At 61.7% G+C, this 20,830-nt stretch carries 22 protein-coding genes and 2 tRNA genes; 6 read left to right on the plus strand and 18 right to left on the minus strand.

The genetic code is table 11. The annotated features are described in order from the left end of the window. Positions 1-135 precede the first annotated feature (135 nt). Together A9971_RS08770 and A9971_RS08775 are read right to left on the minus strand one after the other, a co-directional pair. Positions 136-212, minus strand: a tRNA-Met gene (locus A9971_RS08770). A gap of 192 nt (positions 213-404) precedes the next feature. Next, positions 405-481, minus strand: a tRNA-Met gene (locus A9971_RS08775). 295 nt (positions 482-776) lie between these two features. Between A9971_RS08775 and dinB the strand changes: the two genes are divergently transcribed. Beyond that, positions 777-1,844, plus strand: coding sequence for a DNA polymerase IV (gene dinB, locus A9971_RS08780; RefSeq protein ID WP_053156649.1), 1,068 nt, complete (start codon positions 777-779; stop codon positions 1,842-1,844). Between the two features lie 64 nt (positions 1,845-1,908). On the opposite strand, the gene A9971_RS08785 is transcribed toward dinB, so the two are convergent. From A9971_RS08785 to A9971_RS08800, 4 genes are all read right to left on the minus strand, one after another. Beyond that, positions 1,909-2,862, minus strand: coding sequence for a hypothetical protein (locus tag A9971_RS08785; protein WP_011059599.1), 954 nt, complete (start codon positions 2,860-2,862; stop codon positions 1,909-1,911). A gap of 17 nt (positions 2,863-2,879) precedes the next feature. Next, positions 2,880-4,595, minus strand: a complete 1,716-nt coding sequence (locus tag A9971_RS08790; protein WP_011059600.1) for a proline--tRNA ligase — start codon at positions 4,593-4,595, stop codon at positions 2,880-2,882. 129 nt (positions 4,596-4,724) lie between these two features. Continuing rightward, positions 4,725-6,290, minus strand: a complete 1,566-nt coding sequence (locus A9971_RS08795) for an AmpG family muropeptide MFS transporter (RefSeq protein ID WP_011059601.1) — start codon at positions 6,288-6,290, stop codon at positions 4,725-4,727. Between the two features lie 42 nt (positions 6,291-6,332). Further along, entirely contained in the window at positions 6,333-6,686 is a 354-nt protein-coding gene (locus A9971_RS08800) for an MGMT family protein (protein WP_183001409.1), read from the minus strand. Positions 6,687-6,847: 161 nt separating this feature from the next. On the opposite strand from A9971_RS08800, the gene A9971_RS08805 reads away from it, so the two are divergent. Beyond that, on the plus strand, positions 6,848-7,855 hold the full coding sequence (locus A9971_RS08805) for a DUF481 domain-containing protein (protein ID WP_041116290.1): 1,008 nt from the start codon (positions 6,848-6,850) through the stop codon (positions 7,853-7,855). Between the two features lie 104 nt (positions 7,856-7,959). On the opposite strand, the gene A9971_RS08810 is transcribed toward A9971_RS08805, so the two are convergent. Continuing rightward, positions 7,960-8,169 carry a cold-shock protein gene (locus tag A9971_RS08810; protein WP_002554837.1) on the minus strand — a complete coding sequence of 70 codons (210 nt, stop codon included), beginning with the start codon at positions 8,167-8,169 and terminating at the stop codon, positions 7,960-7,962. Between the two features lie 352 nt (positions 8,170-8,521). Between A9971_RS08810 and dcd the strand changes: the two genes are divergently transcribed. Together dcd and A9971_RS08820 are read left to right on the plus strand one after the other, a co-directional pair. Next, on the plus strand, positions 8,522-9,088 hold the full coding sequence (gene dcd / locus A9971_RS08815) for a dCTP deaminase (protein WP_011059604.1): 567 nt from the start codon (positions 8,522-8,524) through the stop codon (positions 9,086-9,088). 106 nt (positions 9,089-9,194) lie between these two features. Next, entirely contained in the window at positions 9,195-9,407 is a 213-nt protein-coding gene (locus A9971_RS08820; RefSeq protein WP_011059605.1) for a hypothetical protein, read from the plus strand. Between the two features lie 52 nt (positions 9,408-9,459). Here the strand turns inward: A9971_RS08820 and A9971_RS08825 are convergent, their stop codons facing one another. From A9971_RS08825 to A9971_RS08855, 7 genes are all read right to left on the minus strand, one after another. Beyond that, complete coding sequence (locus A9971_RS08825; protein ID WP_015634391.1) at positions 9,460-10,224, minus strand: ABC transporter ATP-binding protein; 765 nt, start codon at positions 10,222-10,224, stop codon at positions 9,460-9,462. Positions 10,225-10,238: 14 nt separating this feature from the next. Continuing rightward, complete coding sequence (locus A9971_RS08830) at positions 10,239-11,357, minus strand: succinylglutamate desuccinylase/aspartoacylase family protein (protein WP_183001410.1); 1,119 nt, start codon at positions 11,355-11,357, stop codon at positions 10,239-10,241. Between the two features lie 23 nt (positions 11,358-11,380). Beyond that, a complete protein-coding gene (locus A9971_RS08835) occupies positions 11,381-12,091 on the minus strand; it encodes an ABC transporter permease (protein ID WP_011059608.1) in 711 nt (236 codons plus the stop codon). Further along, positions 12,088-12,816, minus strand: coding sequence for an ABC transporter permease (locus A9971_RS08840; RefSeq protein ID WP_011059609.1), 729 nt, complete (start codon positions 12,814-12,816; stop codon positions 12,088-12,090). Before A9971_RS08840 ends, A9971_RS08835 begins: the two co-directional genes overlap by 4 nt. Before the next feature lie 56 nt (positions 12,817-12,872). Next, a complete protein-coding gene (locus A9971_RS08845) occupies positions 12,873-13,655 on the minus strand; it encodes a transporter substrate-binding domain-containing protein (protein ID WP_011059610.1) in 783 nt (260 codons plus the stop codon). A gap of 325 nt (positions 13,656-13,980) precedes the next feature. Next, a complete protein-coding gene (locus tag A9971_RS08850) occupies positions 13,981-16,410 on the minus strand; it encodes a penicillin acylase family protein (RefSeq protein WP_183001411.1) in 2,430 nt (809 codons plus the stop codon). Between the two features lie 233 nt (positions 16,411-16,643). Next, a complete protein-coding gene (locus A9971_RS08855) occupies positions 16,644-17,285 on the minus strand; it encodes a glutathione binding-like protein (RefSeq protein ID WP_041116296.1) in 642 nt (213 codons plus the stop codon). 141 nt (positions 17,286-17,426) lie between these two features. On the opposite strand from A9971_RS08855, the gene A9971_RS08860 reads away from it, so the two are divergent. Further along, positions 17,427-17,996: a cysteine hydrolase family protein gene (locus A9971_RS08860; RefSeq protein ID WP_011059613.1), complete on the plus strand. Its 570-nt coding sequence runs from the start codon at positions 17,427-17,429 to the stop codon at positions 17,994-17,996. Positions 17,997-18,034: 38 nt separating this feature from the next. On the opposite strand, the gene A9971_RS08865 is transcribed toward A9971_RS08860, so the two are convergent. From A9971_RS08865 to A9971_RS08880, 4 genes are all read right to left on the minus strand, one after another. Next, entirely contained in the window at positions 18,035-18,235 is a 201-nt protein-coding gene (locus A9971_RS08865; protein WP_007923047.1) for an SEC-C metal-binding domain-containing protein, read from the minus strand. Positions 18,236-18,241: 6 nt separating this feature from the next. Then, the gene (locus A9971_RS08870) at positions 18,242-18,727 is read right to left on the minus strand and encodes an LEA type 2 family protein (RefSeq protein ID WP_015634397.1); all 486 of its coding nucleotides are present in this window, start codon (positions 18,725-18,727) and stop codon (positions 18,242-18,244) included. A 64-nt stretch (positions 18,728-18,791) separates the two neighbouring features. Further along, positions 18,792-19,268 (minus strand): YchJ family protein, encoded by a 477-nt coding sequence (locus A9971_RS08875; protein WP_011059615.1) that lies wholly within the window; start codon positions 19,266-19,268, stop codon positions 18,792-18,794. Positions 19,269-19,272: 4 nt separating this feature from the next. Continuing rightward, a complete protein-coding gene (locus A9971_RS08880; protein ID WP_183001412.1) occupies positions 19,273-19,770 on the minus strand; it encodes a DUF6231 family protein in 498 nt (165 codons plus the stop codon). Between the two features lie 190 nt (positions 19,771-19,960). On the opposite strand from A9971_RS08880, the gene A9971_RS08885 reads away from it, so the two are divergent. Continuing rightward, on the plus strand, positions 19,961-20,650 hold the full coding sequence (locus A9971_RS08885; protein WP_011059617.1) for an OmpA family protein: 690 nt from the start codon (positions 19,961-19,963) through the stop codon (positions 20,648-20,650). Positions 20,651-20,830: the final 180 nt, after the last annotated feature.

The following is a 20,830-nucleotide window of genomic DNA, read 5'->3' on the forward strand; positions in this document are numbered from 1 at the left end:
ACAGAGCATAGCTTGCATGGTGAAGAGTCGACGCGCTGCTAAAGGTTCGCAACACATTGCCAGATCATTGTTGCCAAAGGACTTTTTCGACAGATACAAAAAAGGCCACTCTTTCGAGCAGCCTTTTTTGATGTTTGGTTGCGGGAGCCGGATTTGAACCGACGACCTTCGGGTTATGAGCCCGACGAGCTACCAGACTGCTCCATCCCGCGTCTGTGTGGCGGCATTCTACAGGCGAACGACTGAGTGTCAACCGTTAATGGTCCCAGAGGTCAAATTAACGTCGAAAACCTGGCTGGCCGACTTAAGTCATGGACCTGCAAGGAGTTTTACAGGGCGTGAGGGTAGGGAAAAACGCACGCGCACAAAAAAGGCCACTCTTTCGAGTAGCCTTTTTTGATGTTTGGTTGCGGGAGCCGGATTTGAACCGACGACCTTCGGGTTATGAGCCCGACGAGCTACCAGACTGCTCCATCCCGCGTCTGTGTGGCCGAATTCTACAGAGCTGGCAGATCCTGTCAATCATTAAATTTTGAAAATTGCTTCCGGTTCAATCGCTTAGCTTCCTTGAAGGGGCTTTTCGGAAGGCTCGGGCCTAGCTAGAACGGGGCTTGCAGCTCTATTGAAGGCGTTGTTGTCATTGAGCAAATAAATTCAGCCGGACCTGATGAAGGTCAGCGCGAAGATGCAAGGTACTGGTGCTATATACAGGTGTCGGTAGATACTTGCCTTCTGCTTTCATTGCGACCTGTGCCTTTCATGATCTCTGCCTTTATATGATGCAGCGCAAAATCATCCACATTGACTGCGATTGCTTCTACGCCGCCATCGAAATGCGCGACGCCCCGCACCTGGCCAGCAAGCCGCTGGCGGTGGGCGGGTCAGCGGATCGACGGGGGGTGATTGCTACCTGCAATTATGAGGCGCGGGCCTATGGGGTGCGCTCGGCCATGTCCTCCCGGCACGCCCTGACCCTGTGCCCGGACCTGGTGATCGTCAAGCCGCGCATGGAGGCCTATCGGGAAGCCTCCAAAGAGATCCATACGATCTTTCGCGACTACACCGACCTGATCGAGCCCCTGTCGCTGGACGAGGCCTACCTGGATGTTTCCGAAAGCCCGAGCTTTGCCGGCAGCGCCACGCGTATCGCCCAGGACATTCGCCGTCGGGTTTCCAATCAGTTGCACATCACCGTGTCGGCCGGGGTGGCGCCGAACAAATTCCTGGCGAAGATCGCCAGTGACTGGAAAAAGCCCAACGGCCTGTTTGTGATCACCCCTGACCAGGTGGAGGATTTCGTCTCCGAGCTGCCAGTGAGCAAGCTGCACGGCGTGGGCAAGGTTACGGCGGACAAGCTGGGGCGCCTGGGCATTGTCGACTGCCTGCAATTGCGGGACTGGAGCAAGCTGGCGCTGGCGCGCGAGTTCGGCAGTTTTGGCGAGCGCCTGTGGAGCCTGGCCCGGGGCATCGATGAGCGGCCAGTGCAGAACGATAGCCGGCGGCAGTCGATCAGCGTGGAGAATACCTACGACGTGGACCTGCCGGATCTGGACAGTTGCCTGCAGAAGTTGCCGGAACTGATGGAGATCCTGGCGGGGCGCATGGCGCGCATCGACAGCAGCTACCGGCCGGGCAAGCCTTTCGTCAAAGTGAAGTTTCATGATTTTACCCAGACCACCCTGGAACAGGCGGGGGCGGGGCGTGACCTGGAGAGTTATCGGCAATTGCTGACCCAGGCCTTCAAGCGCGGCGGCAAGCCGGTGCGCCTGCTGGGAATTGGCGTGCGTTTGCAGGATATGCGCGGCGCTCATGAACAGCTGGAGCTATTCCGAGGGGGGGTGTAGGGGCTGGCCGGTTGCGATCCATCCGAGGCATCGCTTTCGCCGGCAAGCCGGCTCCTACAGGGGGTCAGTTGCTGCCGGGGTCGGCCACCAGGCGGCCGGCATTCTTGGTCAGGGACTTGAGGAACTCGTTCTGCAGCTCCGGATCGTTGCGGGTCAGCTCGATCAGGCTTTGCTCCAGTTCGCTGGCTTCTTCCTCCAGGCCCAGCTCCGACAGGCGCTTGACCCGGTGCACCCACTGGCTCACCTCATCATCTTCCAGGTCGTCGTAGATCAGTGCATGGGCTTCCTGCAACTTGCTGCGCAGGCCGCTGCTGATGCTCAGGGAGGAGTCCGAATGCACTTCGTCCTGAGCGTCTTCGACACTGATCTGCAGCTTGCCGATGTGATTCAGGTCCTGCTCGGAAAACGGATTGTCCAGCAGGTTCAAGCGCAGCACGCCATTGCGGTCGGTGCTCAGCTCGTAGGTCTGCTTGCCGGCCTTGACCTGCACCGGACGCTCGCTCCATGGCAGGCTCGAATACTCCAGGCGCTTGTCGCGCTGGACTTCATCGATGGCTGCCAGGTTCTGCTGGGCACGGCCATGGGACGGCATGTTCATGAACGGGTTGAGTCCGGACACGCCGTAGCTGATCCAGTCCTTGGTCACGCTGTCCGGCAGGTTGCCCAGGGCGAACACATTGACCACATTGGCCCCGACGCCCGCCACCAGTGCCACCGCGCCCAGCGGGATCTCGTAGATCTCGCGCCAGGGTTGGTAGGGCGTGTAGCGATCGTAGCGGCGAGTGACCTCGAACTCGGTGACTTCGAAGGTCTTCTGTTCGTGAATGCGCACTCGGCGTTGCGGCAGCTCAAGCACCTTAGGCTCACCGACATCGATCTGCAGGCTGTGATCGAGCAGTTTGCGCTCGACACGTTCCTCGTGTTCGCTGCGTTGCGACATCTGGTTGGCACAGCCGCTGACCAGCAGGGCGCCGCATAAAGCGGCGCCCCCGAGGCTTAAGGTGTTTCGCTTGAACATGACTTCTCTATCTGGTTTCAGCGACGGATACGGGCTTGAAGGAAGGACAGTACGTCGGCCACGGGCAGTGCTTGCGCCTCGGCTTCGGTACGGCTCTTGTATTCCAGGTTGCCTTCGGCGAGGCCGCGGTCGCTGACCACGATCCGGTGAGGAATGCCGATCAGCTCCATGTCCGCGAACTTGATGCCCGGGCTGGTCTTCTTGTCACGATCGTCCAGCAGCACTTCGAAGCCGGCAGCGGTGAGTTCCGAGTAGAGCTTGTCGGTGGCTTCGCGAACCTGCTCGGTTTCGTAGCGCAGTGGCACCAGGGCAATCTGGAACGGCGCCAGGGTGTCGCTCCAGATGATGCCGTTGGCATCGTTGTTCTGCTCGATGGCAGCAGCCACCACACGGGATACGCCAATGCCGTAGCAACCCATTTCCAGGGTCACCGGCTTGCCGTTTTCGCCCAGCACTTCGCACTTCATCGCCTTGCTGTACTTGTTGCCCAGCTGGAAGATGTGCCCGACTTCGATGCCGCGCTTGATTTCCAGGGTGCCCTTGCCGTCCGGGCTCGGGTCGCCGGCCACCACGTTACGCAGGTCGGCCACGGTCGGAACCGGCAGATCGCGTTCCCAGTTGACGCCGAAGTAGTGCTTGTCGTCGATGTTCGCACCGATACCGAAGTCGCTCATCAGCTCGACCGAGCGGTCGATGATGATCGGCAGCGGCAGGTTCAGTGGGCCGAGGGAACCGGCGCCGGCGCCAATGGCGTCACGCAGTTCGGCATCGGACGCCATGACCAGCGGGCTGGCAACGCCAGGCTGGTTGGCGGCCTTGATTTCGTTGAGTTCGTGGTCGCCACGGATGATCAGGGCAATCAGCTTGCCTGGCTCTTCGGCGTGGACGATCAGGGTCTTGATGGTCTTTTCAATCGGCAGATTGAATTTTTCCACCAGCGCGGCAATGGTCTTGGTGTCTGGCGTATCGACCAGGCGCAGTTCTTCGGCTGGCGCTGGGCGCGAGGTTTCGCGAGGCACGGCCTCGGCCTTCTCGATGTTCGCCGCGTAGTCGGAGCCGTTGCTGAAGACGATATCGTCTTCACCGGATTCGGCCAGCACGTGGAATTCGTGGGAGCCGGCGCCGCCGATGGAGCCGTTGTCCGCTTCAACCGGGCGGAACTTCAGGCCCAGGCGGGTGAAGACATTGCAATAAGCCTGGTGCATGCGGTCGTAGGTGACCTGCAAGGACGCCTGGTCGGCGTGGAAGGAGTAGGCGTCCTTCATGATGAACTCGCGGCCGCGCATCAGACCGAAGCGTGGGCGGATTTCATCGCGGAATTTGGTCTGGATCTGGTACAGGTTCAGCGGCAGCTGCTTGTAGCTGCTCAGCTCGTTGCGAGCCAGATCGGTGATCACTTCTTCGTGGGTCGGGCCGGCGCAGAAATCGCGACCGTGACGGTCTTTGAAGCGCAGCAGCTCCGGGCCGTATTCTTCCCAGCGACCGGATTCCTGCCACAGCTCAGCCGGCTGAGTGCTCGGCATCAACACTTCAAGCGCGCCCGCGGCGTTCATTTCTTCGCGAACGATGGCTTCAACCTTACGCATCACCCGCAAGCCCATCGGCAGCCAGGTGTACAGGCCGGAAGCCAGTTTACGGATCATGCCGGCGCGCAGCATCAGCTGATGGCTGATCACGACCGCGTCGGAAGGCGTTTCTTTCTGTGTGGCGAGCAAATATTGACTGGTGCGCATGGTAGGCCGTTGTCGGTTGCTGAAGACTGGAAGTGACGGAGCATTGTACGGGCGAGTTCCGCTGGCGTACAGGATTGCGCTCGGAGGGGCCGGGGGCTACTGCGAAAAGTGCGCAACCCCCGGGATTTTCTAGGATTCTTCGCCGACTGCGGTGCTGTTGGCGGAGCTTTCGGGCTCGGGTTTCGGCCCGGCGCGGCGGCTCTCCTGGAACCAGTGAATGGCGATCAGGATCAGTGTCGGCACCCCGAGGATCGCGGTGATGAGAAAGAAGTCGTGATAGCCGAACTTTTCCACCATGACCCCGGAATAGCCGCCGATCAGGCGCGGCAGCAGCAGCATGATGGAACTGAGCAGGGCGTACTGGGTGGCGGAGAACTTGAGGTTGGTCAGGCTCGACAGGTAGGCGACGAAGGCTGAAGTGGCCATGCCTGAACTGAAGTTGTCCAGGGAAATGGTGACGATCAGCATCTTCAGGTTGGGGCCCATGTCGGCAAGCATCAGGAACAGGAGGTTGGTCCCGGCCGATGCGGCGCCGCCGATGAACAGGATCGGCAGGATGCCGAACCGCACGATCAGCAGGCCGCCCATGCCGGCGCCGAGCAGGGTCATGATCAGCCCGAAGATCTTGCTGACCCCGGCGATCTGGTCTTTGGTGAAACCCTGGTCGATGTAGAACACGTTGGCCATGACGCCCATGACCGTGTCCGACATGCGATAGGTGGCAATCAGCCCCAATAGCAGAAAGGCTTGCCAGCGATAGCGCAGGATGAAGTCGTTGACCGGCGTCAGCACCGGCGCCAGGCCCCGGCGGCCCATGGCCGAGAGGCACAGGGTGCTGAGGGTGATGTAGAGGATGGCCCGCAGGAAGGCGCGGTCTTCCAGCAGCAGGTCCAGCAGGCTGACGCCGTCGAAGATCACGCTGGCGAAGTCGGTGTTGTACAGCTGGGTGAAGGTGGCGGGGACGGAAACCAGTAGCACGATCAGCACGAATACCGAGATCAACTGGTGAGCGAAGCTGTAGCGCCCGGCGGACAGTTGGGTGCGCAGCGGCACCGCGGGTTCACGCATCAGCAAGGTGGTGATCAGGGCCGGGATCATCAGCACCCCGAACAGCACGTAGGTGCCGGTCCAGGCCGAGTGCTTGTAGCTGAAACCGGTGGAGCCGAAGCCTTCGGCGAAAAACAGTGCGCCGGCAGTGGCCAGCAGCACGGCAACCCGATAGCCGGACATGTAACTGGCGGCAAGGGCGGCCTGGCGGCTGTCGTCGGCGATTTCCAGGCGGTAGGCGTCGATGGCGATGTCCTGGGTGGCCGAGGCGAATGCCACGATCACCGCAATGGCAATCAGCCAGGAAAGGTGCTTTTGCGGGTCGCAGAAACCCATACCGATCAGGCCGAGAATCACCAGGGTCTGCGCCAGCACCAGCCAGGAACGACGTCGACCGAGCTTGCCCAGGAGGGGCAGGCGCCATTGGTCGAGCAAGGGCGACCATACCCACTTGAAGGCATAGGCCAGGCCGATCAGGCTGGCGTAACCGATGGTTTCACGGGCCACACCGGCCTCGCGCAACCACACCGAAAGAGTCGAGAACACCAGCATGTAAGGCATGCCGGCGGCGAAACCAAGCAGCAACAGCACGAGCGTCGAGGGGCTGGCATAGGCGGCAAGTGCGGCGCGCCAGGTTTTACGGGGCATGGGCTGAAGTCTGCCTCAGATTACGGAAACAAAGCGCGCACTCTAACCGCTGTGCTCCACCGGGCGCCAGCCATGGCGCTGAATATCCACGCGATTGTTCAGGATAGAGACACCTTCGCCACGCAGTCTGGCCCGCTGCTCGTTGCCCGAGGGACTGCCGGCCGGCAAGCTCAGGCGACCACCGGCGCCGAGCACTCGATGCCAGGGCAGGCTGGTGTCGGCGGGCAACTGGCTGAGGGTGCGCCCGACCCAGCGTGCCGCCCGCCCCAGGCCTGCCATCTCCGCCAGTTGGCCGTAGCTCACCACCCTGCCTTCGGGGACCTGGGCCAGGGTCAGGTACAGCGCCGTACGTCGGATCTGTGCAGGGCTTTGCGGCTCTTCGCTGTGTTCGGTCACATTCGCGGTTCCAGATAATAGAGGAGGGACGCTGGTCGGCTGTGGTGATCAAAGCCGGATGAGTATTGAACTCACTCTCAATACCCGGGTCAGTCCTGACTAAGGCTTGTTCAGCAGGAATAATGCCGTTTTTTTTCGCAAGATCGAGTCCTCTATTGCTTATGTTGCCTAGAACTTTGCTGTGTTTCGCGGTGCTCAGCGCCTCCATGCCTGTATTGGCCGATACCGTGTGGTTGAAGAACGGTGATCGCCTGAGTGGCAAGATCAAGGTGTTCGACGGCGGCAAGCTGTTGATCCAGACCGACTATGGCGGCGCCATCAATATTGACTGGAAGCAGGTCAAGACTCTGGAGAGCGACCAGGAGCTGCTGGTCAAGCAGGATGCCTACACCGGGGAGAAGGCCAAGTCGCTGCAGGCGGCGGACGAAGGCAAGGTGATCCTGGCCAACGGCGAGGCGCCCAAGACGGTGGAGCTGGCGAGCATCCAGCAGATCATGAAGCCCAAGCCGCTGGTGGAGGACATGGTCTGGAAAGGCAACGTCGATGTGGCCATGGACTACAAGCGCGCCGAAAAGAACACTGATGACTACGACATCGACTTCAAGACCTCGGCGCGTCACGGGGCCTGGCGCCACAATGCCCAGGGCGAATACAACCGTGAGTTCCAGGATCATGTGGTGACCACGGACAACTGGAGCGCCGAGTACGCTCTGGACCGTTTCATCACGCAAAAGTGGTTCTGGGAGGGGCGCCTGACCTACAAGCGGGACAAGGTCGAGGACCTGGCGCGGCAGCGGGTGGTGGGTACCGGCCCCGGCTACCAGTTCTGGGATGATGAGCTGGGTGCGTTCTCCCTGGGCTCGCTGCTCAACCGTACCGATTACGAGTACGCCGATGGCGGCAAGGACAACTTCTATTCCCTGGCGATGAAGTGGGACTACAACCGTTACCTGATCGGCAAGCGGGTGGAGTTCTTCACCAATGGCGAGGTGGGGCGGCCGCTTTCGGGGGTGGCCGACTATGCACTGGATGCCGAGATGGGGCTGCGCTACAAGGTCACCGACTGGGCTTCATTGAACCTCAAGGCGGAAAAAGACCTGATCCGCGGTACCGAAGACAGCGATCTGGACAAGACCCGCTACACCGTGGGCTTTGGCGTGACCTGGTAACCCGGGACGCATGGGCGCCTTTTCAACGAGGGCGCCGACAAAAGTGACGGGCACAAAAAAGCCCCGCTGTTGAGGGCGGGGCTTTTTTACTGGATCAGTACAAGTTAGATAACTTGAACTTCTTCAGCTTGCATGCCTTTCTGACCGCGGGTAGCGATGAAAGAAACCTGTTGGCCTTCTTTCAGGCTTTTGAAGCCGTCGGATTGGATAGCTTTGAAGTGTACGAACAGGTCGTCACCGGATTGTGGAGTGATGAAGCCGAAGCCTTTTTCATCGTTGAACCACTTAACGGTACCGGTTTGGCGATTAGACATGGTGTATCTCCTTGGACAAAGTTAACTGCGACTCAGGAAAAGCCCTGGCCGAGACTGAGTGCAAAGAGCAGGAAAAATTCTTGGAGATGGTTGGATCGAAATTCAACATCGTGTAGAGATTCTCAGTGACACAAGCAGCACAGTGGCGCCACCTTAACCCTTTTTCCTGAACGTGCCAATGGTCAGTGCGAAGGTTTCTCGGTTTTCGTGACTGACGGCGGGGCGCTCGTCGCCCAGCCCTTGAAAATCGTGGCGTGAGGCGAGAAAAACGTCCCAGACTTTGAACCCGACCTCGCGCCCCGGTAAGATGCCAGACCGTTTTTTTTCACCTCGCTATTTCAGGACACCCGCCATGAGCATCAAATCGGACAAGTGGATTCGCCGCATGGCGCAAGAGCACGGCATGATCGAGCCCTTCGTAGAGCGCCAGATGCGTGGCGAAGGCCAGGATCGGCTGATCTCCTTCGGGGTGTCGAGCTACGGCTACGACGTGCGTTGCGCCGACGAATTCAAGGTGTTCACCAACATCAATTCGGCCACTGTCGATCCGAAGAACTTCGATGAAAAGAGCTTTGTCGACATCAAGAGCGACGTCTGCATCATTCCGCCTAACTCCTTTGCCCTGGCACGCACCGTCGAGTACTTCCGCATTCCGCGCAACGTGCTGACCATCTGCCTGGGCAAGAGCACCTATGCCCGTTGCGGCATCATCGTCAACGTGACGCCGCTGGAACCCGAGTGGGAAGGCCACGTGACCCTGGAATTCTCCAACACCACCACCTTGCCGGCGAAGATCTACGCCAACGAAGGCGTGGCGCAGATGTTGTTCCTGGAGTCGGACGAAGAGTGCGAAGTGTCCTACAAGGACCGTGGCGGCAAATACCAGGGCCAGCGTGGCGTGACCCTGCCACGCACCTGAGTTCGTCTGTCTGACGAATAGCGGGAATTCCTGAGCCGGCAGGCACTCTATTGGAGGTACTGCCGGTACGCGCAAGGCGTACCCGGCACAGCTCAGGAGTGCCCTCATGAAGATAGATCCGCGAATCAGTGCCACCTTGGCCAGGCTGGAACCCAATCAGGTTGGCGTACTGGCCTGGACCCTGCTGGCGCATCCTCCCGTCAGCATGGCCGGTGGCATTCCCGGCCAGCCGGATCCCGATTCCCCGCAACCCCTTGAACCCACCGAGCCGGGCGAACCGACCCTGCCCGACGAGCCGCCTCCCGCGCCTGTCGCCTGAAGCCCGTACCGCGCCCGCCCGGCCCAGAGCCTGAACGGGTGCGGTACCGCTGTTACTTCAGGTTGCCGCTGAGAAACTGCTGCAAGCGCTCGCTTTTCGGGTTGCCCAGCACGTCCTCCGGAGCCCCTTCTTCCTCTACCAGGCCCTTGTGCAGGAACAGCACCTGGCTTGACACCTTGCGCGCAAAACTCATCTCGTGGGTGACCATGATCATGGTCCGGCCCTCTTCGGCCAGGCCCTGGATCACCTTGAGCACCTCGCCTACCAGCTCCGGGTCCAGGGCCGAGGTGGGTTCGTCGAACAGCATGACCTCCGGCTCCATGGCCAGGGCCCGGGCGATGGCCACCCGTTGCTGCTGGCCGCCGGAGAGAAACGCCGGGTACTGGCTGGCCACCCGTGCCGGCAGGCCGACCTTGTCCAGGTAACGCCGGGCGCGTTCCTCGGCCTCCCTGGTGCTGACCCCCAGCACCCGGCGCGGGGCCATGGTGATGTTTTCCAGCACGGTCATGTGGCTCCACAGGTTGAAGTGCTGGAACACCATTGCCAGGCGGGTGCGAATCCGCTGCAGCTCGGCCGGGTCGGCCACGTGCATGCCGTGGCGGTCGCTGACCATGCGGATCTGCTGGCCATCCAGGCTCATGGCGCCGTCATCCGGGGTTTCGAGAAAGTTGATGCAGCGCAGGAAGGTGCTCTTGCCCGAGCCGCTGGCGCCGATCAGGCTGATCACGTCGCCGGTCCTGGCCTTGAGGGAAACACCTTTGAGCACTTCATTGTCGCCATAGCATTTATGCAGGCCTTCAACGGTCAATTTGTACATGGGGGCGTGCATCCTCAAGGCGAAAGTAGGTAACCGCTGCGATAGGCCTCGCGACCGGCGACATGGGCGATCACCATGCCTGCGGTGGCCATGCGTCGCAGCGAGCGGGAGTACATGAGCCCGGCGTTGTTGCAATGGATGGGGGTGACCCGGTCGTGGATCGGGTCGATGATTTCGGCCACCAGTTGCCCGGCTTCCAGGTATTCCCCGGGCAGCGCGTTGAACACCAGCAGCCCGCCTACCGGGGTCGCCACCGGTTCGACGCCGGCCAGGGGCGTGGCCGGGAAGGGCAGCTCGGGCAGTGGCGGCGCTTCACCGGCGATGGCCCCAAGCCGGGTCAGGTAGTCGATCAGGGCCTGGCAGTCTAGGCTGGCCAGGCCGTGGTTGACGTCGCCCTGGCCGCGCAGCTCGACGGTCACCGCAAAGCTGCCTGTCGGGATGGCGAAACGCTCGCCGAAGCGCTGTTGCAGTTGCCACCACAGCAGGCTGAAGCATTCGTCGAACGACCAGGCCGCGGAGTCGGTGGCCAGCAAGCAGGCTTCGGCGCCCAGGTAGCGAGCCAGCGGCTCCACCCGGGGCCAGGCTTCGGGGGTGGTGTAGAGATGCGCCACAGCCTCGAAGTCGCAATGCAGGTCCAGCACCATGTCGGCATCGCAGGCCAGCCGTTGCAGGGTCAACTGCAGGGACTGCAGTTGGGTTTGCGGCCGCTGGCGGGCCAAGGCATCGATCAGGTGGCGGCGGATCAGTTCAAGGTTGTGTTCAGGGTCGGCATTGAGCAGCCCTTCGATGGCATCGCCGACTTGTTCGCCCAGGTCGGCGAAGCCGCGGTTGAAGTTCTGCCCGCTTTCCAGCTGGTAGCGGCCCAGGGGCACATCCATCAGCACCTGTTCCAGGCCCACCGGATTGGCCACCGGCACCAGGACGATTTCCTGGCGCAGGCGCCCGGTGGCTTCCAGCTCGGCCAGGTGTTGCTTGAGGTGCCAGGCCACTAGCATGCCGGGCAACTCGTCGGCGTGCAGGGAGGACTGGATATAGACCTTGCCGGCGGCCTGGGGCGGGCCGAAGTGAAAGCTGTGGACCTGGCGCGCTGTGCCCGGCAGCGGGGCGAGCAGGTCGTGGATCTCGTGGCGCATTGACGGTTTTCCTGCAGCAAGTCCTAGTGGGTCGGCCCGAGGAAGGCCAGCCAGCGGCGTTCAGCGAGGCGGAACAGGCCCACCAGGGCGAAGGTCACGCACAGGTAGATGATGGCGGCGATGCCGAACGACTGAAATGTCAGGAAGGTCGCCGAGTTGGCGTCGCGGGCGATTTTCAGAATGTCGGGAATGGTCGCGGTGAAGGCCACGGTGGTGGAGTGCAGCATCAGGATCACTTCGTTGCTGTAGTAGGGCAGCGAGCGGCGCAGAGCCGAGGGCATGATCACGTAGGCGTACAGCTTCCAGCCGCTCAGGCCATAGGCCTTGGCCGCTTCGACTTCGCCGTGGGCCATGCTGCGGATCGCCCCGGCGAAGATCTCCGTGGTGTAGGCGCAGGTGTTCAGGGCGAAGGCAAGGATGGTGCAGTTCATTGCATCGCGAAAGAACGCATCCAGGACTGGCTGTGCGCGAATCGCGGCGATGCTGTAGATCCCGGTGTAGCAGATCAGCAACTGGATATAGAGCGGTGTGCCACGAAACAGGTAGGTGTAGAACTGCACCGGCCAGCGGATGTAGCGCTTGGGCGAGACCCGGGCGATGGACAGCGGGATCGACACCAAAAAGCCGATGCAGATCGAGGCACTGAGCAGCCACATGGTCATGGCCAGGCCGGTCACGTGGTAGCCATCGCTATAAAGGAAGGGACGCCAGTATTCCTGCAGGAGTTCGATCATCGCACGGCCTCCCGGGCGCCGGCGGCGTAGCGCCGTTCAAGCCTGCGCAGGACAAAGTTGGAGGCACTGGTGATCAACAGGTAGATCAGCGCCGCCAGAACCAGGAAGTAGAAGAGTTGGTAGGTGCTCTTGCCGGCGTCCTGCGCAGCCTTGACCAGGTCGGCCAGGCCAATGATCGATACCAGGGCCGTGGCCTTGAGCATCACCATCCAGTTGTTGCCGATGCCTGGCAGGGCAAAGCGCATCATTTGCGGAAAGACCACGAAGCGAAAGCGCTGGCCGCGTTTCAGGCCATAGGCGGTGGCCGCTTCCACCTGGCCCCGGGGCACGGCAAGGATCGCCCCGCGAAAGGTTTCGGTGAAGTAGGCGCCATAGATGAAACCCAGGGTGATCACCCCGGCGCTGAAGGGATTGATCTCGATGTAGTCCCACTCCATGAAATCGGTAAAGGAGGTCAACCAGGTTTGCAGGCTGTAGAAAATCAGCAGCATCAGGACCAGGTCCGGTACGCCGCGGATCAGGGTGGTGTAGAGCTGGGCCGGAACCCGCAGCAGGGCAACGCTGGACAATTTGGCGCTGGCGCCGATCAGCCCCAGTAAAACGCTGACCAGCAGCGACAACACCGACAACTTGATGGTCATCCAGGTGCCTTCCAGCAGCAGAGGGCCGAAACCCTTCAGGCTGAGCGCGGAAAGCCCCAGGTTTTTTAGAAGTTCTTCGAGCATCGATCTGTGACCCGTAGCGATAAAAAAAGCGCCCATCGAGGATGGGCGCCGACAGGTTATTTACCGCTGTAGAGGTTCAGGTCACCGAAGTGTTTTTTCTGGATGGTGGCGTAGGTGCCATCATCGTGTAACGCTTTGATACCTTTATCCAGAAGCGCTTTCAGCTCTTTGTTACCTTTCGAGATACCCACTGCGGTCTTGGCCGGCAGCAGCGGGTCGTCCACCGGCTTGCTGATCTCATAGTCAGCGCCTTGCGGTGACTTGAGGAAGCCCAGTTCGGCCTGCAGCATGTCCTGGATCGAGGCATCGAGGCGCCCGGAAGTCAGGTCGGCATAGACCTGGTCCTGGTTCTGATAGGCCTGGGTCTTGACCCCGGCCTTGTCCAGCACGGCCTTGGCGTAGGCTTCCTGAATGGTGCCCTGCTCGTAGCCGACGGTCTTGCCCTTGAGCGAGGCGGTGTCTTCGCTCAGGCCCGAGCCTTTCTTGAACACGAATGCGGTGGGGCCGGAAAACAGTTCGTTGGAGAAGTCGATGACTTTCTCGCGAGCCGGGGTGACGGTCATGGACGAGATCACACCGTCGAATTTATTGGCCTTGAGGCCTGGAATCATGCCGTCGAAGTCACTTTCGACCCACTTGCACTTGACCTTCAGCTCGGCACAGATGGCATTGCCCAGGTCGATGTCGAAACCCACCAGGCTGCCGTCGGCGGCCTTGGATTCGAAGGGGGCGTAGGAAGGGTCGACGCCGAAGCGCAGTTCCTTGTATTCCTTGGCCAGCGCGGAGCCGGCGGCCATGCAGAGAGCCAATGCAGAAAGGGTCAGCAATGCTTTTTTCATTATTCAATCCCTAAGAACCAATATGAGCGCTTGTGGCGCATGAGTACTGTTACTGGACCGCATAAGACTTAATGAAAGTAGCAATTTCCGAACCAGAGTCCCGAACAGGTGTTTTAAAAGCGCTGGAAAGCAGCGACACGAGGGAACCCGTGCGCTGAGATGGGGCGTGATTTTTGGTAGGCGCCAATAAGGTGCGAAGGGGTGGGCAATCTACGATGGGCGAACTGACAGGGCTGCCAGTGCCAAGCGCGGTTGAGGGCGCCGGTGAGCTGTTCGTTTTGGAGCAGGCCCGCTTGCACAGGACGTGCAAGCGGGTGGGGGAAGGTTACTTGCCTGGAACCAGGGTCAGGCGGGTCTTGCCGTAGCTGCGCTCGAAGTTCTGCGGTTGCATCGGCAGGCTCAGGTACTGGGCCTTGAGCCAGCCGTCGATGCCGTTGGCATAGTTGGGGCTCACCGGGTTGCCGGACTGGCCGCTGCTGTTGAGGCCCATCAAGGGTTCGCTGAGGCCGAAATCCACGATCAAGCGCAGGGCCGGTGTATCGGTGATGGCAAAATCCTGCCCCCAACGGTACGCGGCGCTGTTGATGGTGTTGTGGTCGCCCCCGGCCTGAAGCGGGCCACGGATCTGCCGGCCATTGGCGTTGGTCCACTGGTAGCTGTGCAGCTTGCCCCATTGCCAGGTCTTGCGGTCGGCGCCCAGCAGTTGCTCGCCGGAGCTGATGGCGGCTGCCAGGCTACGGGCGAGGATGGCTGGCTTGTCTTCCTTTTGCGCGGTGCGCGAATCGTCCCAGAACGGGCTGTCTTCCTGGCCCAGCAGGTGGTCGGCCTGGGCCGAGTAGGAAAGGTTGCCGTTGGCGACGAAGGCTTGCCAGGCGTCACTGGACTCGGGGCCGAGCTTGTCGAGGAAGATCTGCTTGGCGCTCTCCTGCAGGAACAATTCGTACAACGCCGCGTCGGCCGAGCCGGCGCTGACCTTGCCGTCGAACGCCAGCAAGCGGCTATAGGCTTCCCTGGCCTTGGCGCGTTCGGTATCGGGCAAGGCCTCGATGGCCTGCTTCAGCGGCTGGGCCATGCCCGGAGCTTCGAACATCTTTTTCAGTTTGGCGGCGAACAGGGTGCTTTGGTCGTACTGCAGGGCGATCAGGCTGCGGTTGTCCTGCTTGCCGCTGGAGGCCAGACCGGCCATGCGCTCGGCCCGTTCCGGGGCGTGCCAGGAATTGGACAGCTGCATGCCGTAGCCCCGCGAGATCACTCGCTGGTTGGCGGTGGCGATCCAGCCCTGGGGCGGGTCCTGGTCGTAGGGGTGGAGCATCGGGTCGGCGTAGCCGTCCCAGTCGTAACGGCCATCCCAACCCGGTGAAGGCAGCAAGCCTTCGCCTTCGCGGCGGTTGGGGAAGCGCCCGGTGACTTGCCAGCCGATGTTGCTGGCGTCGGCAAACACCATGTTCAGGGCGATGGCGCGGATTTCCCGACTGGCATCCGAGGCCTTCTCGACGTTCTGCGCCCGGGACAGGTCGAAGAAGGCGTCCAGGGTCTTGTCGTCCTTGAGCTCCGGCGTCTGCAGGGCCAGGCCGAAACCGTTACCGAGCGCTGCCCCCAGGGCGCTGTTGAGCAGCGGGCCATGGCGGGTTTCGTACACGGCTTCGCGAATCGGCCGTTGGCCTTTGACGAAATAGGTTTCGTTGCGCACGGTCACCGGCTGCCATTTGCCGTTGTTCTGGTAGTACAGGGCGTTGCCCTGGCGCTTGAGCTTTTCCAGGAACAGGTCCTGGTTGTCTCCCTCCACCGAGCTCATGCTCCAGGCCACCTTGCCGTTGAAGCCCTGGAGAATCGCCGGCAGGCCAGCGATGGACGCGCCAGCGGCCTGGTATTTAGGCGCGCGGATCTGGGTGTAGTACCAGGCTTGCAGGTGGCTGTCGGCGGCCAGCAGGCTGCGGCCGGTGCGGCTGCGCTGTGGGGCGATGGCCAGGTTACTGCCGCCGCGGGTGCCCAGGCTGTTGAGCTGGGCCAGACGGTTGATGGCGCGGCTGACTTCGTTCAGGCCCGGCACAGTGAGATTCAGGCCCTTGAGCTTGTCCGCTTCGGCCAAGGGCAGGGGTTCATCGGGATAGCTCGGAGTCAGCCACGGCAGTTTGTCGCTGCCGACTTTCTGCGCCAGCACCAGGGCGTTGATCTCTTCTTGCAGGTTGGCGGACTGGCCGAAGTTCAGCAGGCAGAAGATCAGCGCCGAATCCTCGGCTTTCCAGTATTCGGGGGTGTAGCCCTGGGCTGCCAGGTCCGGCGGCAGCTTGTCGCGATAGCGGAACAGGTAGGCGTTGACGCCCCGGGCATAGACCTCGAAGAAGCGCTTGATCCGTGGCGACGAAGCCTTGTACAGCTCATCGGCGCTTTTCTTCAGGTTGATCGCGCGCATCAGGCGGTCCACTTCCAGTGCGTCGGCACCGGACATTTCGGCCAGGCGGCCCTGTGCCAGCAGGCGCAGGGTCACCATCTGGCCAATGCGGTCGCTGGCGTGCACATAGCCCAGGGTGAACAGGGCGTCATGGAAGCTGCTGCTTTCGATCAGCGGTACGCCGACCGCGTTGCGCCGCACGGAAACGTTCTGTGCCAGGCCCTTGAGCGGTTGCACGCCAGAGGTGGGGGGCAGGGTGTCTTGAGTGTTCCAGGACTGGCAACCGGCCAGGCTCAGAGCACTGGCCACTGCCGCGGCAACGCCGAACCGGGGAAGAAAATGTGAGAAGGCTGGCGAGGCCATGGCAAAGCTCCTGCGGGGGGTAGCGTCGATAAAGGCGCTACGTTAGTGAGCAGGCGAGTGCCGCGCAAGCGGGGGCAGGAGGTATTTCTCGACGACGCTGCAAATAGCGATCGCCGGCGCGTCAGCGCCTGGCAAAACCCGTAGGAGCCGGCTTGCCGGCGAAGAGGCCTTCTGGCCTTGGCTGGCCCTTGCGGGCACCGTGACTGGCAAGCCAGCTCCTGCAGGCACAAGGCTCAGGAGGCGGGATTGACCTGCTCTACCAAGGCATAGGCCCGCTCGGTAGCCGGCCGGGCCTGGATGCTGTTGAACCAGCGCTGCAGATGCGGGAAGTCCTCGAGTTTCTGGCTCTGCTTCTTGTAGGAAGCGATCCAGGGATAGATCGCCATGTCGGCAATGCTGTAGTCGCTGCCGGCGACGAACTTGCGGTCCGCCAGGCGCCTATCGAGCACGCCGTACAGGCGCGCGGTTTCATCCACATAACGTTTGATGGCGTAGGGGATCTTTTCCGGGGCGAACTGGCTGAAGTGATGATTTTGCCCAGCCATCGGCCCCAGCCCGCCCATCTGCCAGAACAGCCATTGCAGGGCTTCCTGGCGCCCGCGCAGGTCCTGGGGCAGGAACTGGCCGGTCTTTTCCGCGAGGTACAACAGGATCGCCCCGGACTCGAACAGCGACAGTGGTTGGCCGCCATCGGTGGGTTGGTGGTCAACGATCGCCGGAATGCGGTTGTTGGGCGCGATCTTCAGGAACTCGGGCTTGAACTGCTCACCCAGGCCGATGTTCACCGGGTACAGGGTGTAGGGCAGGCCGGCTTCTTCCAGGAACAGGGAGATCTTGTGGCCGTTGGGGGTGGTCCAGTAATACAGGTCGATCATGGAACGCTCCAATTGGGTTGTATCTGTGCTTAAGGACAGCAAACTCCGGCATTAGGTCGTCCTGTCTGCATTCGATGGCTTGCCTGAACAGCTAAGTGATGCTCAAGTGCGGCAAATTCAATGACCTCCACAGAGAAAAACATGCCCCTTCCGGCCAGCACCGCACTGATGCTCATCGACCAGCAGCAAGGCATCCTCCAGCCTCGGCTTGGCCCGCGCAACAACCCAGAGGCGCAGGTGCGGATGCTCGAACTGCTGGCCCACTGGCGCGCCCGCGGCTGGCCGGTGATCCATGTGCAACACCTGTCGCGTTCGCCGGATTCGGTGTTCTGGCCCGGGCAGTCGGGGGTGGAGTTTCAACCGTGCTTTGAGCCCCGGGACGGGGAATGGCGGGTTCAGAAGCAGGTGCCGGATGCGTTTTGCGCCAATTCGCTGGAAGCGGATTTGCGGCGCGAGGGGATTGCTGGGTTGGTGATTGTCGGTGTTGCCACCAACAACTCTGTGGAGTCGACGGCGCGTACGGCTGGCAACCTGGGCTTTGCTGTGTGGGTGGTGGCCGACGCCTGCTACACCTTCGACAAGCCCGACTTCAACGGTCGGGCCCGTAGTGCCGAGGAGGTGCATGCCATGTCGCTGGCCAATCTGGATGGCGAGTACGCCACCGTCCTGGACCTGGCGCAGTTGCTGGCCCAGGAGGCCGGGCGCAGCTGAAGGCGCAAGTGCTCAGGCAGGCCCCGCCCGCGCTCAGGTCAGGCGCCGTGGCACTTCTTGAATTTCTTGCTGCTGCCGCATGGGCAAGGGTCGTTGCGGCCAACGTCTTTCAGTGCGTTGCGTACCGGCTCCTGGTGGGCGTGGTTGCAGTGCGGGCCGTGAACATGGCCATGGTCGTGATCGTGGTGGTCATGATCGTGGTTGCAGTCAGGGCCATGGACATGAGGTTGCTGGGTCATTGCGGGTTACTCCGGGATAAAATCGCCGGGAATTATCACGCCATTGCGCTTCAGGTGCACGTCCTGGCCGATGAATAATCCGATTTCCAGTTCCCCTTCGAGGCGGTAGGGGATAGGTCGCTCGGGCTTGCGCAGCAATTTCACCACATCGCGGATCTGCGGCCACAGGTTGGTCCGCACCGGCACCTTGAAGAAGCGGCTGCTGTGGGGCGTGACGGTGAACCAGTGTTCGTGCTCGCCTTCGCTGAGCAGGAAGCGCTCCAGGTAGACCTTGTAGGTCAGGCGACGCACGGTCAGGTCGCTGTCGTTGGGGTTATCCACCCGCAGGTGCAGGGTGAAGCGTTGTTCCAGCAGGTTGGCCTTGACCACCTCGACCTTGACCAGATGCACCGTCGGGTCGACGGACTCATCGCTGAACCAGGAGGCACAACCCGTCAGGCCCAGCGCGCCGAGCAGGCACAAGGTTCGTAACGCACGCAGCTCACCGATCATTGCAAGACTCCCTCTGGATGCCGGTGCCCATCCTGGGCCCGGGTTGGTATCGGCCAGTCGCGGCTCAGCGGCTGAAGTAGCTGGCGCAGCACTTCTTGAACTTGTGCCCGCTGCCACAGGGGCAGGCGTCGTTGCGGCCGGATTTGAGGGGAACCGTGGGGTCGATGAAATACCAGCGTCCCTGGTTCTGCACGAAGGATGAGCGTTCGCGGTGGCTATGCTCGCCCTGGCTGTCGTGCCAGCGGGCAGTAAAGGTGACAAAGGCATGCTCGGGCTGGCCGCCGAAGACTTCCGAGCTTTCGACCTGCAACCCCAGCCAGGTGCTTTGGGCGCTCCAGTCGCTGATGGACTGGCGATCCAGGCCCGCCTGTTGCGCCGGCAGGGTGGTGGCCAGCAGGTAATCCACCTGCCCCAGCACATAGGCGCTGTAGCGCGAACGCATCAGGGCTTCCGCGCAGGGCGCGGGATGGCCGGCATGGTAGTGGCCGCAGCAGGCATCCAGCAGGTTGCCGCTGCCGCAGGGACAAATCGAGGCACTCATTGTGTTACCACCAATACTTTCCAAAGTTTTCCGGGTTTGCCCAGAAGCGTGAATTGAGCCAATCGGGCACTTGCTTGTATTCAAGCAGATCGTAGGTGAACAGGGTCAGGACCTGTTCATCGCGCTGAAAGCGTTCGCTGGCCTGCAACGCCAGGGAATAGAAGTCGGTTTCCTGCCAGCCGCAGGCCTGCAGATCGGCCAGTACGGCGATCCGGCTGGCATTGAGGTTGCGGATGCCTCCCAGCAGGTTCAGGCCGTCGCGCTTGGGCAAGTGCTCCAGGCAATCCACGGCCAGGGCCAGGTCGAAGCGCCGCGCTGCCAGTTCCGCAGGCAGAGGGCCGGGTGCCGCCTGGGCCACTTGGGTCGTGGGGTGGGCCTCCTTGAAGGCAGCCAGGGCGGGGAAGTCGCTGGCACCGATCAGCAGCAGCTGTTGTGGTGCGTAGCGATCCAGCAAAGCCGCCAGGGCCTGCTGCGGGGTACGGTCGGAAATGCCGGCGCTCATCTTAGCTCCTCGGTCAGAACGCTAAAGACTAGCGTGCCGGCATCTGCGGGCCTAGAGCGGTTCACCACTAAATCGGCGAACCTCCCGTGTTTACGGGGCGAAACCGGTGATAGCCGGGTGCTGGCGCAGATGAAATGCGCGGTCTTTACTCCGTGAATCGGCCTTGAGCCGATCCCTCAGGAGAAATCAGATGAGCATCATTCGGACGGCAGTACCCCTGGTTCTGTTAACCAGTGTGTTGACTGGTTGTGCAGGTTTGCAGAAAACCGACTGGCCGATCTGCGCCGCGGTAGGTGGCGTCACGGGCGCGGCGCTGGGCGCCACCGAAAGCTCCTCGTGGGCGGGCGGCGGCGCACTGGTGGTCGGTGGCCTGGCGGGTGCGTACTGCTGGGTAAAAGGTGATGGCGACGAGGACGGCGATGGCGTGCCGGACAGCCGCGACAAGTGCCCACACACACCCAGAGGCGTCCAGGTCGATGCCAACGGCTGCCCACCACCGCCACCGGTGGTAGAAGAGGTGGTAGTGGTCAAGGAAGAAACCATTGTCATTCGTGATGTGCACTTCCATTTCGACTCGGCCAAGCTGACCGATGCCGACAAAACCAAGCTCAACACCATTGTCACCCGACTGAAACAGGAGGCGTCGAGTGCCCAACTGCGAGTGACCGGCCATACCGACAGCGTCGGCAGCGATGCCTACAACCAGAAACTCTCGGACAAGCGCGCCCACTCGGTCGTGGAGTACCTGATCAGCAACGGCATTCCCCGCAGCAGCTTCGTCTCGGTAACCGGTGCCGGTGAAAGCAAGCCAGTGGCGGATAACAAGACCGCCGAAGGCCGGGCGATGAACCGTCGTACGGAAATCCAGATCAACCGCTGAAACCCCAGGGCCTGTGCGGCGACGAGCCGCACGTGGCCGCCTCTGCTCCTGTGCCAGGACCATGCTGATGGCGCAGGAGCCTTTGATCCCGGTGCCTTCTCGGCGATGGGCTCAGCCTGTCTGTAACGGACGATCCTCGTCGATCCGGTGGCTAAACAGCCACTTCGTGAAGAATTTTCA

It is taken from the genome of Pseudomonas sp. UME65 (assembly GCF_014170225.1).
In the GTDB taxonomy this organism is placed as follows: domain Bacteria; phylum Pseudomonadota; class Gammaproteobacteria; order Pseudomonadales; family Pseudomonadaceae; genus Aquipseudomonas; species Aquipseudomonas protegens.

Excerpts from the sequence above, each read along its gene's own strand:
- A9971_RS08835 (WP_011059608.1), bottom strand. The coding sequence starts at position 12,091 with ATGATCGAACTCCTGCAGGAATACTGGCGTCCCTTCCTTTATAGCGAT.
- A9971_RS08825 (WP_015634391.1), bottom strand. The coding sequence starts at position 10,224 with ATGTACAAATTGACCGTTGAAGGCCTGCATAAATGCTATGGCGACAAT.
- A9971_RS08845 (WP_011059610.1), bottom strand. The coding sequence starts at position 13,655 with ATGAAAAAAGCATTGCTGACCCTTTCTGCATTGGCTCTCTGCATGGCC.
- A9971_RS08810 (WP_002554837.1), bottom strand. The coding sequence starts at position 8,169 with ATGTCTAATCGCCAAACCGGTACCGTTAAGTGGTTCAACGATGAAAAA.
- A9971_RS08870 (WP_015634397.1), bottom strand. The coding sequence starts at position 18,727 with ATGATCGGTGAGCTGCGTGCGTTACGAACCTTGTGCCTGCTCGGCGCG.
- A9971_RS08865 (WP_007923047.1), bottom strand. The coding sequence starts at position 18,235 with ATGACCCAGCAACCTCATGTCCATGGCCCTGACTGCAACCACGATCAT.
- A9971_RS08820 (WP_011059605.1), top strand. The coding sequence starts at position 9,195 with ATGAAGATAGATCCGCGAATCAGTGCCACCTTGGCCAGGCTGGAACCC.
- A9971_RS08840 (WP_011059609.1), bottom strand. The coding sequence starts at position 12,816 with ATGCTCGAAGAACTTCTAAAAAACCTGGGGCTTTCCGCGCTCAGCCTG.
- dcd (WP_011059604.1), top strand. The coding sequence starts at position 8,522 with ATGAGCATCAAATCGGACAAGTGGATTCGCCGCATGGCGCAAGAGCAC.
- A9971_RS08850 (WP_183001411.1), bottom strand. The coding sequence starts at position 16,410 with ATGGCCTCGCCAGCCTTCTCACATTTTCTTCCCCGGTTCGGCGTTGCC.
- A9971_RS08855 (WP_041116296.1), bottom strand. The coding sequence starts at position 17,285 with ATGATCGACCTGTATTACTGGACCACCCCCAACGGCCACAAGATCTCC.
- A9971_RS08805 (WP_041116290.1), top strand. The coding sequence starts at position 6,848 with ATGTTGCCTAGAACTTTGCTGTGTTTCGCGGTGCTCAGCGCCTCCATG.
- A9971_RS08790 (WP_011059600.1), bottom strand. The coding sequence starts at position 4,595 with ATGCGCACCAGTCAATATTTGCTCGCCACACAGAAAGAAACGCCTTCC.
- A9971_RS08830 (WP_183001410.1), bottom strand. The coding sequence starts at position 11,357 with ATGCGCCACGAGATCCACGACCTGCTCGCCCCGCTGCCGGGCACAGCG.
- A9971_RS08795 (WP_011059601.1), bottom strand. The coding sequence starts at position 6,290 with ATGCCCCGTAAAACCTGGCGCGCCGCACTTGCCGCCTATGCCAGCCCC.
- dinB (WP_053156649.1), top strand. The coding sequence starts at position 777 with ATGATGCAGCGCAAAATCATCCACATTGACTGCGATTGCTTCTACGCC.
- A9971_RS08860 (WP_011059613.1), top strand. The coding sequence starts at position 17,427 with ATGCCCCTTCCGGCCAGCACCGCACTGATGCTCATCGACCAGCAGCAA.
- A9971_RS08880 (WP_183001412.1), bottom strand. The coding sequence starts at position 19,770 with ATGAGCGCCGGCATTTCCGACCGTACCCCGCAGCAGGCCCTGGCGGCT.
- A9971_RS08785 (WP_011059599.1), bottom strand. The coding sequence starts at position 2,862 with ATGTTCAAGCGAAACACCTTAAGCCTCGGGGGCGCCGCTTTATGCGGC.
- A9971_RS08885 (WP_011059617.1), top strand. The coding sequence starts at position 19,961 with ATGAGCATCATTCGGACGGCAGTACCCCTGGTTCTGTTAACCAGTGTG.
- A9971_RS08875 (WP_011059615.1), bottom strand. The coding sequence starts at position 19,268 with ATGAGTGCCTCGATTTGTCCCTGCGGCAGCGGCAACCTGCTGGATGCC.